General features: G+C 42.1%; 8 protein-coding genes and 2 riboswitches. Of the genes, 1 reads left to right on the forward strand and 7 read right to left on the reverse strand.

Going from position 1 to position 11,897, the window contains the following annotated elements; all coding sequences use genetic code 11:
• Positions 1-236: 236 nt before the first annotated feature.
• The 4 genes from HUE98_RS16050 to HUE98_RS16065 form a co-directional block, all read right to left on the reverse strand.
• A complete protein-coding gene (locus HUE98_RS16050) occupies positions 237-1,229 on the reverse strand; it encodes a hypothetical protein (protein ID WP_241421603.1) in 993 nt (330 codons plus the stop codon).
• A 98-nt stretch (positions 1,230-1,327) separates the two neighbouring features.
• Positions 1,328-3,097, reverse strand: coding sequence for a signal peptidase I (locus HUE98_RS16055; RefSeq protein WP_241421604.1), 1,770 nt, complete (start codon positions 3,095-3,097; stop codon positions 1,328-1,330).
• Between the two features lie 56 nt (positions 3,098-3,153).
• Positions 3,154-3,564, reverse strand: a complete 411-nt coding sequence (locus HUE98_RS16060; protein WP_241421605.1) for a hypothetical protein — start codon at positions 3,562-3,564, stop codon at positions 3,154-3,156.
• 187 nt (positions 3,565-3,751) lie between these two features.
• Positions 3,752-3,835, reverse strand: a riboswitch (cyclic di-GMP riboswitch).
• 269 nt (positions 3,836-4,104) lie between these two features.
• On the reverse strand, positions 4,105-5,331 hold the full coding sequence (locus tag HUE98_RS16065) for an adenosylhomocysteinase (RefSeq protein ID WP_241421606.1): 1,227 nt from the start codon (positions 5,329-5,331) through the stop codon (positions 4,105-4,107).
• 518 nt (positions 5,332-5,849) lie between these two features.
• Between HUE98_RS16065 and HUE98_RS16070 the strand changes: the two genes are divergently transcribed.
• Positions 5,850-7,151, forward strand: coding sequence for a hypothetical protein (locus HUE98_RS16070; protein WP_241421607.1), 1,302 nt, complete (start codon positions 5,850-5,852; stop codon positions 7,149-7,151).
• 117 nt (positions 7,152-7,268) lie between these two features.
• On the opposite strand, the gene HUE98_RS16075 is transcribed toward HUE98_RS16070, so the two are convergent.
• The 3 genes from HUE98_RS16075 to HUE98_RS16085 form a co-directional block, all read right to left on the reverse strand.
• On the reverse strand, positions 7,269-7,484 hold the full coding sequence (locus HUE98_RS16075; RefSeq protein WP_241421608.1) for a hypothetical protein: 216 nt from the start codon (positions 7,482-7,484) through the stop codon (positions 7,269-7,271).
• A gap of 65 nt (positions 7,485-7,549) precedes the next feature.
• Positions 7,550-7,642: riboswitch (cyclic di-GMP riboswitch) on the reverse strand.
• 107 nt (positions 7,643-7,749) lie between these two features.
• Positions 7,750-8,955, reverse strand: coding sequence for a M23 family metallopeptidase (locus HUE98_RS16080; protein WP_241421609.1), 1,206 nt, complete (start codon positions 8,953-8,955; stop codon positions 7,750-7,752).
• Positions 8,956-9,001: 46 nt separating this feature from the next.
• The gene (locus HUE98_RS16085) at positions 9,002-11,716 is read right to left on the reverse strand and encodes a S8 family serine peptidase (RefSeq protein WP_241421610.1); all 2,715 of its coding nucleotides are present in this window, start codon (positions 11,714-11,716) and stop codon (positions 9,002-9,004) included.
• Positions 11,717-11,897: the final 181 nt, after the last annotated feature.

An 11,897-nucleotide genomic window follows, 5' to 3' on the forward strand; every position in this document is an offset into this window, starting at 1 on the left:
TATTTATAATGGCCGACTCTCATTTATCCAGAATTCGACCCGGTGTCCATATAATGCGGACATACTCTCCGACTAACTGATTTTTTAAAAAGCCTGTATCCGCTTTTTGCCAGTCATCACTTCCCTTCAAAAATATTTAAAATAAGATGATTTAATGTATTAAGTATCTTCCTTCCCAAATACTAATGGGAAAAAGTTATTCTCTTAGCACTATCTTAGCTTGTCCATACAAATTGCTAGTTAATCACTTTCCAAGGGTTTTCCAGCCAAACATGATGGATAGCATCGTGAGAGGCTTGTATTGCCTCGGCGTCCAGGGATATATCAATAGTGCCGTTAAACCCTTGGGGGACACAGAAGGTAAAGCATACCTCCACCGTTCCCTCTGAAGGAACCTCTGTGGGGCCGCTGACGGTCCCGTAATACCACCAGCCATCTGCGCCTAAAACCCAGCTGGAGGATTGATGGGGGCACAGCTCCCAGGTTATATTTATTTCTTCCGGCCCCCCGTTTGATGTTGGAACAGGCATGGAAAACGTAAAGGGGTCCTCATCTGAATGTACATTTGGTGGAAAACTAAACATATAATCATTGTGGGTAAAATGACCGGGATGAAGATTGGCAGGTATTTCCAGTCCCACATAAATGTATGTATCTGTCATTACACTGCCTTCATATAATTGATGCTGGATATATATATTTACACCGTCATCCCAGATAAGAACTTCTCCTAATTTATTGAATTTAGTTAAAGGATTATTGCTGGTCCATATCCCCCGCACCATGGGAGATTGTTCTGTATACTGCCCCGGCTGGTATTGAAAGTATTGAGCCCAACTATGTGTCTTATTTTTAGTAGTTGTAATGAAGGGCCGCTCATTAATCCAGTCTAACCCTACCCAGGCCGTCTCATTATTTACATTAACTTTGATGGCAATATAAAGGGGGTCATATACGTAATGGATATCCACCTCCACATCAGGCTTTACCCGCACATAAGTTCTCTTGCTCCCGGTGTTGGTAAAGCTCCAGGCCAGTTCATTACATTCTCCCGATTCCCACCCTTGGCCCTGAGAGGTTATCTCCCATTCATCTATCTGCACAGTTCCGGCTGTAAATACGTTTTGTATTAAGCCGGCCTCGAAGGTAAACCAGGCTAATGCAGCACCGCCAACAGAAAAGGAAGCCAGGACAAGAATCAATATACTTACAGCAATGCCGTGTCTCATATGCCTTTACCTCCCTTTCCGATGCCTGTTATTACTTCTCACCAAATCTGACTAAACTATTATTAACTATAAAAAGTACTTGATTGATATCTAAGAGGTCAGGAACTAACAGCCTTCTTTGAACCTGACTTTCCATTGGGAGGTTCTTCCCCCTCATAGATTGAGCCTACCTGGGGTTTCTTGTTTTTATGCTCTATCTCCCCAAGGTACTTGTAGACATTACGAAGCTCATAGGCAATTACCAGAAACCCCGGGACGAATATTAAGAAAATCAAGCCCTGCCTGGTTTGAGCAAACCCCATCACGTATCCCATGTAAGGAACAGAACCATGCACCCTACCAACCAATCTTTCTGCAGGTACCGGCATGGGGTCATTAACGTTGTTGGCATCCCCCCGGGTGGTAAATGTTAAGCCGTTTTCGTTGTTAACCTCCACGACCCGGTGAGTGGTCAGCATTGCATCGCTGTCAGCACCTCTAAAAGTTATAATGTCTCCGGCAGCAATGCCCGTAGGATCAGTTTCCCGTATAAAGACCAGGCTTCCGGTATCAAAAGCTGGGTTCATACTGCCGCTGAGAGCTACATACATCTGGTATCCGGCTACGGAGGGAATACCCCCCTGCAGCTTACTTTGAACCAGGAAAAAAGCTAATACTGCCATGACTACCAGCAGTGAACCGAAGATTATGTTACCCACAAAACCGGCTGCCCTGATAAATTTCCCGGAACCCTTCTTCTCCTTTGAACCCTCTTTCTTTTTCCTGGCACTGCGGCCGGCTCTTCCCCCCCGGCCTTTGGTTTCCTGTTCCCTGGAGAAAGCAACAACATTATCCTTTACTTGCCTTTCTCCCTGCTTCTCCGGCTCAGTAGTAATTTCCGGTTCCGGTTTTGTTTCCGGTTTTATCTTAGATTCTGGCTCCAGCTTTGTTTCTAGTTCTATCTTTGTTTCCGGTTGGAACCTTGCTTCCGGTTCAAGCTTAGTTTCCTGTTTCTGTTCTGGTTTCGGTGTCAGCTCCTGCTGCTGTTCCCGCTGCTGCTTTTCTTTAAAACTCCGGTCAAATTCTGGGCTTTTCACTGTGCTGTGGGATTCTTCTCCCCTTTTGTGGGTGAATTCCTGATCTGCTGTAATAAATGGAGTGCTGGCCTTTGGGGCCATTTCCTGCTGCTGAGGCTGCACATATGTTTGCATTTCCCGGCCTTTGCTTTCATCGGTAATGAAAAAAGCATCATTTAGCTGTTTTCTCAACTTCTGTTTTTCTAATGATGCGGCCAACTTTTCTTCAGCTTCTCTTTTCTGCTTCGCCAGCAGCTTCCTTTGGAAGGCCTCATCATTCTCTTGGCTCCTAATGGTATAAAAAACTTCTTTGTACTTTTCCATCAATTCCTGGTCTGTCAAAAAAACGGAACCAGGGGCATTGTAGTTACTATCTTCAATTAACTGCTGTTCCGGCTTAGGCTTTTTATTATCCTTCAAAACCCTGCCGGGTTCTCTCTCCTGGATGCTTCGAAAAGCTTTTCTCAGTCGAATGCTAAGCTCCTGTCCCATAAAGGGGACATTGATAAAGTCGTCTATCTCGTTTTCCAAGATAATGCTGTCAATTTTGATATAATCTTCTTCCCGGGCAATGGATAGGGTATATATGTTGGGATTTATTTTTTTTGACTCCCTCATCAACCTGACACCATTTTCGATGCCGGCCAGATCCAGGTGTGCAAGCACCATATCTACTGAACAGTTTGAAATTATCTCCAAAGCCGAGGACTCTGAAGAACAGGCAATAATATCACCATCTATCTGGTTTTCCACCAGGTATCGGTTCAAATGTGTCGGCCAAATCAAATTATAGCCAACCAGTAAAATCCGCATAACACCACATCCTATCCGTCAACAATCAATGGTTGTCCATAGACTTAAGCAAAAACTTATAGCTGCCCACTGCTCTGCTCATCCTTAACCTCATACTCATCTGTATCTGTATCTGTATCATCATCAATCTCTATATCCTCACCATTTGTTTCCCCCGGCCCTGCCACTTCCGGTTCATTCTCCCCTTCATCTGCCTCTTCAGATTCCATGAAGCTGAATTCATCATAAGCAGGCATGTTCAAACTATAGGTTTCTGGGGTCAAATCAGAAACAAAGGTGAAGCTTTGAACTTCTGATTTAGAACGGTCTGTAAAATAAGAATTACTCTCAGGAAAGCTGGCGAGATATATAATGAAAGTAGAAGTAATTACTAAAATAGAAAATATCTTAAAATAATGTCTCATAAAGGAGAAAAAAATGTTGTGACCGGAGGAGTTACGGCGGGATTTTACTCTTCGGTTAGTCATTTATATTTCCTCCTTTTGCCCTTTAGAAATTGCTGTATCCCTAATGACTTTTAAGCTGATGTTTTCGTTTTTGATAATTAGAATTTTTTTGATAATTAGAATTCATAACCGTTAAATGTTTATGGTCAAGCCCTGCTTTAATCATTATATGCCGGTAATAACTCTTTAGAATAAAAAAACCAACCACTTAATTCGTGGCCGGTTACGCTACCAGCTCCTGACGGATCTAGCGTCCAGTATTAATCCGTCATTCATCGCTTCCACAAAATGAATCATAAGTATAACAAAAATTCTTCCTCTATAGTTATATTATAACTATTTTTATTGGAAATACCATACTACTATTTTCCCATTTTTTTATTAGTGAACTCGTTTCAGCAAACTTAAAGCGTCAAGAAATCAGGTGGAGACTCTACTCCACCTGATTAAAAACCCCACCTACGCTAACCCTTAAAAGGTGGGGACTTATACCCTAAAAAAAGAGATAAAAGGCCATCTAAATGAAAATGAAGCAGTATTGGGGGAATTAAATGAAAATCGCTATACTATATAGCTTTTTAGATATGCCTCCTGCTTAGGAGTTAAAGAATCAATCTCAAATCCCAGGGTGTGCAGTTTTAACCTGGCTACCTCCCCATCGATTTCCTCCGTCACATCATATACGCCGGCTTCTAATTTATGGTTCACCAGGTATTCCGCACAAAGTGCCTGCAGCGCAAAAGAGGTATCCATAATCTCCACCGGATGGCCATCCCCGGAAGCTAGATTTACCAATCTCCCTTCGGCAATGAGAAATACCCGCTTCCCCCCGGGCAGTGTATACTCCATCACATTTTTACGCACTTCTCTTTTCTCCACCGCATACTTTTCCAAAGCCTCAAAATCAACCTCTACATTAAAATGGCCGGCATTGGTCAAGATGGCCCCTTCCTTCAACAGGTCAAAATGCTCCCTGCTAATTACTTCACAACAGCCGGTTACAGTAACATGAATATCCCCCAGGGGACAGGCATCCTTCATGGGCATAACCTGAAAACCATCCATCACCGCTTCAATGGCTTTTAAAGGGTCTATCTCCGTTACAATGACATCGGCACCCAACCCCTTTGCCTTACTGGCCACGCCTTTACCGCACCAACCATATCCTGCCACCACTACAGTCTTCCCGGCTACCAGCAAATTGGTAGTCTGCATAATACCCGTCCAAACAGACTGCCCGGTGCCATATCGATTATCAAACAGATACTTGCTCATGGCATCATTGACCGAAATCATAGGGAATTTCAAATGGCCGGCTTTATCCCTGGCCTTCATACGTATAACCCCGGTAGTAGTTTCCTCACATCCCCCTATAACCTGGGGTATATATTCCGGATATCTTTCGTGAATCATGTGAATAACATCCCCGCCATCGTCCAATATAATGTTGGGCTCAGCTTTGATTAATTCCTCTAAAAAATGTAGATATTCATCCTCACTACAGCCGTACTTTGCAAATACAGCTACTCCCCTCCGGGCGATGGCCTGGGCTACATCGTCCTGGGTAGATAAAGGATTACTGCCGGCCAAAAAAACTTCTGCACCTCCAGACTGGAGGACTTCACAAAGACGGGCAGTCTTAGCCTCCAAATGGATACATACCGCAATTTTAATTCCTTTAAAGGGTTTTTCCCTCAAAAAACGTTCCTCAATCACCTGTAAAACCGGCATATGCTTACCTGCCCAATTAAGCTTTTGATCCCCTGTAGTTAACACCAGTTCCTTCATTGTTTACCTTCATCCTTGCATAATATATTTAGGTTTTTTAGGTTACCTATAAACCTTGTTATCCCTTTAGAGTTTTCCCAAACTTACCGTAAAAAGAGAGATATGGGCTTAATCATGTAATCTTCCCTATGAGATGTATCATATACCGCTATCTACCTTTAGCCATCTATCCTTTTACTATAATTAAAGAGTTTTGAATCATTACAATTATTTTATACCAATTGGTGATTTATGGCTATATTCTTCTGTGTATTATTTCTGTTTGGAAGTTGGATAGCAGACAATTTTAATAATTTGTTCAGAGATAATCAGGTATTCATAGAGGAAATATTTGAAAACTTGTAGAACAGTAATAAAGAAATCCATCATGTCTACAATCCTGACATTATCTATTCATAGTTTTTAACTTCTTCTTCCATAAGTATTAGCTGATAAATTCAAAAAGCCCTTATTTATGTTTATCAAAAAAAGGCCTGAAGAAGTACAAGAAGAGCGGCAAAAATAAAAAGGAGAAAGAAATGACCCCCAAAATTTTAGAAAGAAAAAATAAGTTTACTGCAAAAAGATGTTTTTGCTTTGCCTTGACTTTATGTCTCTTAGTTTTAGCCGGGACCTATATATTGGGCTGTAGGAGTCTTACGGAAATAGTATACATCGATTCTGACGGCATTCACGGCCCCCAGGACAAACGGGAAAAAATAGAGGGAGACCTGACCATCAAGGCAGCAGATGTAACCCTTAGGAATACAGATATTACCGGGAATCTCTACCTGTCGGCAAAAACAGCAGGAGAAAGTTTGATTCTGCAAAATGTTAACGTTTCCGGTGTTCTGGCCATTACAGGCAGCGTGAAAAATTTAGTATTAGAGGACTCTTTCATTGATAGGCTGTATCTCAACGCCCGGGAAGGAAGTACAAATATACAGGCTCGGGGCAGCACTTATGTTAAGGTAACCACCTTGGGAAGTGGGGCAACGCTTACAGAGGATAATCTAACTACAGAAACCGGCATAGGTTTCAGCAACTTAATAGCAGCTACCAGTGAAAAAATAGAAACAGCAGCTGATTGTAATAGTATTTCTATAAAAAATAAAAACGCAAACTTAATTGTTTCAAGGGGAATGATAATACTTTTAAAAATAGAGGAGCATACAGAAGGTGCCTTTGTTAGTCTCCTGGAGCAGGCTGCAGTAGAAAGGCTTATTATTAATTCCAAGGCTGAAATAACAGGAAATGGGACTGTTAATCTGGCTATCATTAATGTAAACGGAGTTACCCTGGAACATCCTCCTATAAGTCATCATCAAGCAGAGGGAGTCCAGGTTGCTATACCCATTCAGAAACCTGCTTCTCCTATTAATTTCAAGTCCAGTTATAACAGCACCGATGAAAACGTATATTTGAGCTGGGAAAGAGGCGGTGAAACATCACCCCGTTACTACCTTTTCCGTTCCCATGAACAAGGCAAAAAACGTTTAATAAAAATTCTTTCAGGCCTTGAGTATCTAGACGAACACAATTTTATTGCTGCCAGCACCTATACGTATACCCTTATCGTTTTTAACGGCAAGGGTGTCTATTCCTCCCCGGTTACCACCAGCGTCAATATTCCGGAACCTGAACCAGAGCCTGAACCGGAGCCGGAACCTGAACCAGAGCCGGAACCAAGGCCTGCCCCAAGGCCGGAGCCGCAACCGGAGCCGCAACCTGAACCACAACCGGAACCTGAGCCGGAGCCGGAACCACCAGGGCCGGAACCGGAACCTGAGCCGGAGCCGGAACCACCAGGGCCGGAACCACCGGGATCGGGGCCGGGATAAAAAAATCAATACCGCCAAAGAAGTCAGCAGCCCTACGGGCTGCTGACTTCTTAATTTAGGGAAGGCTCTGCTTTTTCTGTAAGCTTCGTGTCATCAGCCCAAAAATGTTTTTTAAAATTATTCTGAATTAATCACACCCATGCACTTTTGGGCAAAATCTATGTAATAATTTAAAATATCTTTTACTTTTTGATGTTCCTCAACACTCATGCCTCTTAAATCTGTGCTGCCAAAATGACTCATAAGCATCTTGTTTATTCTTCTTCCACTGTAACCAAAGCTCTGCAAAACTCCAATCAATTCCTCCACAGAAAGGTTATTATTATGGGCCAAAACAATCATCCTCCCCAACTCAAAGATCAAATTAAAATAAAAAGCCAGGCTCCAATATATTAATTTTTGGCAGCCTGGCAGTCATCCCCCGATTACTTCGAGGCTATAGACCCATAGCTTTGCGTCACCATCTTTCAATGGTTTTGCCCTTATCTATTTGTATTCATTTTCTTATAGATTATTATTCCATCTTAACAATAGATTTCCCTTTAAATACCTTTTAATTTTTTTATAAATATTGCAAAAAAAGTAAACCCCTTTACAGTTAAGGCGAATATTTAATTGTCAGGTCCTTTGCTTCCGTAGGGTCAATTAAATCAGCTCTTCGCAGGTAGTTGCGCATAAGAACATACCAGTATTCAGTGGAATTAGATACTTGAGTAAGTGGACCGGTAACAACTTGATTGTTTTTATCAAATCCTAAATAAATTTCTAAGTGCAGCATGGAAAGCCCATCGAGATTATTAGGAATAATACATCCAATTAAATCTCCCTGCTTAACAGCAGTCCCTATATTAACTTGAGGATTGATTTCACCATAACGAATAACGGTACCGTCAGTGTTTTTTACCTCCACCGCCTGGGTACCAGCATAAAAATTATAAATGTTGATAACTGTACCATCAGTCATAGCTATTACCTGTGTGCCCGGATCTGCTATAAAATCTATTCCGGCATGCGCGCTGTTTCCCCTGGGGGCGCCAAACTGCCTTCCCCCAATGGTAGGATCATGCCTCATGTCCCAACCATTTTTAAGAGGATGAATCCATGTGCTTTTTCTGCTTTCCCAGAAATGAGGATCTGTTCCCGGGCTCTCTTCTGCTGGAAGAGTAAAAGGCCTGTAGGCTCCGTAATAAGTTATTAAGCCACCGGCCATATCTATGGCATGTACAACAATTTCGTAATCTCCATTATCCAGGGGCTTAATGAAAGACGGAGAAACCTGATACGGATTAGAGGCGTTCAGTTCATTATAATTATTATCCCCAACTTTTCTGTACTGAAGGGCGTAGATTACATGGGTGCCCCCCTGGGGCACAGCGGTAACATGAACTGCATTGCCCTCAGCATGAATTTCCATGTTCAAACCTGTTAATAAATTAATGGCAGAATGGTCTGTATTCCCAAATACACAGTAACATCCTATGTAACCCTGTTCTGATACCCCATGAACTACAATTTCGTAAAGCTCTCCATCTCGGGCACCTCCCCAGGTAAAAATGGGTTCGGAGGAAAAGTCTCTTATGATAGTATAGTCCTCCCCGGTACCCATAATCCTCATGTCAAACCGGTAACTAAAATTGTTGGCCCCTGCTGAATCTGCTGTTAACTGTAATGTATTTGCATTGATTCGCTCCACTCCAAGGCTGACCTTCAGTTCCCCTGTTTGTGCAGTTACAGGCACCAGCGTCCACAGAATCATAACGATTAATACTGATGTTGTAATTTTCTTACTATAATCCTTTTTCATAGTAAATATTTACCTCTTCTCCTGGTCCCTATGACTTCGTTATGCTTTAAGGAGCAGCATGAATAAAGGGAGTGTAAGCTCCATAATAAATCAATGAGCCTTCAGCCACATCAATTCCATGAACCACAATCTCATATTCACCGTATTCCAGATCTCTTATAAAACTAGGGGAAGCCTGATAGGGATTAGATGAGTCCAAAATACTATAATCACCGCCCATTTCCCTAAATTGAAGGGCATAAATTAAATTGGTACCCCCCTGGGGCAAAGCGGTAATATGTACTTTATCCCCCACAGAATGAACCTGCATATTTATGCCCTGAAAAGTATCCCCCGGCAAAGGCACAGTGTTTCCAAAAACCACATAGCATCCGGAATAGGCCAGGCCGGATAACCCATGAACGACGATCTCATAAATAACACCGTCCTGAGCACCTTCCCAGGTAAAATTATTTTCTGTAGAGTAATCTCTTATCATCCTGTAACCACCACCGCTGTCCATTTCTCTTACATCAAAACGATAGAGAGTATTCCCTGCAGACGAGCCTGCGGTCAGCTGCAGCGTGGTGGCATTAACCCTATGGACACCCAGGGTGACATTAAATTCTGTAACAGTAACATCACAGGTAGACCAAATTTCAGAATTAGCTGCACTAACAGCTTTTATTACAGCTGTACCTTTGGATACCGCTGTTACCCGGCCCTGATTGTCTACTGTGGCTGCAGCCGGATTGCTGGAAGTCCATATTACTTCCTGGCTTGCTTCTGCCGGCTCAATATTGGCAATAAGGGTATCTGTTTCCCCCTCAACCAGGGTTAAAGCTGTTTTGTTAAGGCTTACTCCGGTTATCGGCACCAGGGACTCCAGGGCTTTCCTGGCGTTTATTCTCCCCCCGGTAGATACCTTTCCTTCTAAGGAAGAAATGGTGTCTACATTGTCCAATATAGTTTCCCTTATTTCCAGATTAGAAAGGTCAGGGTCTAAGGCTTTAATCAGGCCTGCCAGGCCTGAAACATGGGGAGCAGCCATAGATGTACCACTATAGTAAGCATATGCTTCTGAATATGAAGATATTGTATTGGTCGTAAGTATTTCCACATCATCAATGTATGCTCCCTCAAAATTATTACAACAGTCAGAAAGCAATATAAATGCAAGATAAACCTCAAATTCTCCACATGCATCACTCAAATCTACTTCAAAGGGATGGAATTCACCTCCGGTGGAGCCTGACCATGAGTCTAAGGTGTAAAAAACATGTCTGTCTAATGAATACCCAAATAATACGCCGTCATAATTTTCCTCTGTATTCAGCCAAAGGTTAAAAGTCATCTTTGCATGTAATGAGCTGCTGAGATCTATGGAATCATTTAATAACAACCAGGCAAATTCATCATCTTCATAGTCATCACCGGAATTATCGGCTGCACTGGAGGGGGCACTGGCAAAGCGTACTGTGGAAAGCCCCCAGGGCTTGTTTGCATAATTGCTGGTGTCCCAATTATCCAGGGTGGTCATATCATCAGAAAAAATAGTTATGCCCTGGCTGTAATCCGGCTCCCGTGTCACGGTACTGAAAGTCCTCACTCCCGGAGCTCCTACATGTACCGTATTTGAACCATAATTTGAAAAAGAGGCAAGTCCATCCTGATTGTCTGTGGCTGCAACTGAAATTATGTTAGGGCAATTGTAGCTGGTAGGGTAGTTAAAAATAATATCATTATTACTAACATCATTCCCAGCAGAACAGACTACCACAGCCGTAGACGCGCAAATGGCATCCTTCAATGCCTGAGAGAATTCGCCTCCCCCCCAAGAATTGTTAATAATATGGGCCCCATTGGCATTAGCATACAAAATTGCTTCTACAGCATTCTCAGTAGTTCCTGATCCTGTAGGGCTGAGAAACCTGAGGGGCATGATTTTAGCATTCCACATAACCCCGGTTATTCCCAGCTCATTATTTCCTTCCGCTGCTATAGTGCCAGATACATGGGTGCCATGAGAGTGTTCATCCATGGGATCATTATCGTTGGAATAAAAATCCCACCCAACGATATCATCTACATAACCATTCCCGTCAGTATCGGTCCCGTCAAGGACTTCGTTGGGATTCCTCCAGATATTATTAATCAAATCCGGGTGATTATAATCTACCCCGGTATCAATTACAGCAATAATAACTTCCTCTGATCCGGTTATTATCTCCCAGGCTTCCGGTGCATCAATGTCCGCATCTGCTGTCCCTAAAGTTCCTCTAATTGACTGCCCGGTGTTATGGAGCCCCCAAAGCTGATCAAAGAAGGGATCATTGGGAAATACCTGCTCACCATGGGTATAAAGTAAATAATTTGGCTCAGCATACAAAATGTCTGGATTTTTATTATACTTGTTTACAGCATCTTCAACGGTCATTCCCTTGGGAAGCTCTACCAGTTGGAGCCCTTTCAGCCCTTCAAAGCTTTTTACAGCTTTGGTTCCCATGTTTTCATGCAGGCTTTCCATGGCCGCTAACTTATTGGAAGCCTGGGGTTTAAATCTTACCAAGATTTCCCCTTCGATATAACTCTGCTCTTTACTATCTATATTGTTTAGATTATTACGGTAGAATTCCACACTCTGATCCAGCTTAACAGTAAATTCATTGTTTCCAAAACCGACGGCAGAAACTAACCCTGCCGACAGCACCAAAAATGTTATTAATAAAATTGACAAATAAACTTTAAACATTTTGGAATTTTTTAATATTTTTGAATACATACTCATACCCCCAGAAAATTTTATCTTATACTTTTACCTGCTGTCCCTTAGCTTCTTGAATCATACCCTCACATGTTAAATTTCTTTTTCCTAATACTTCTATTTTTCTTTCAAAATTCCTTGTTATAATATGACATGTTTTGTTGTATAATTAATTTTTTTCCAAAAGTCTAAGGGATAA

Origin of the sequence: Candidatus Contubernalis alkalaceticus, assembly GCF_022558445.1 — a bacterium.
GTDB classification, from domain to species: domain Bacteria; phylum Bacillota; class Dethiobacteria; order SKNC01; family SKNC01; genus Contubernalis; species Contubernalis alkaliaceticus.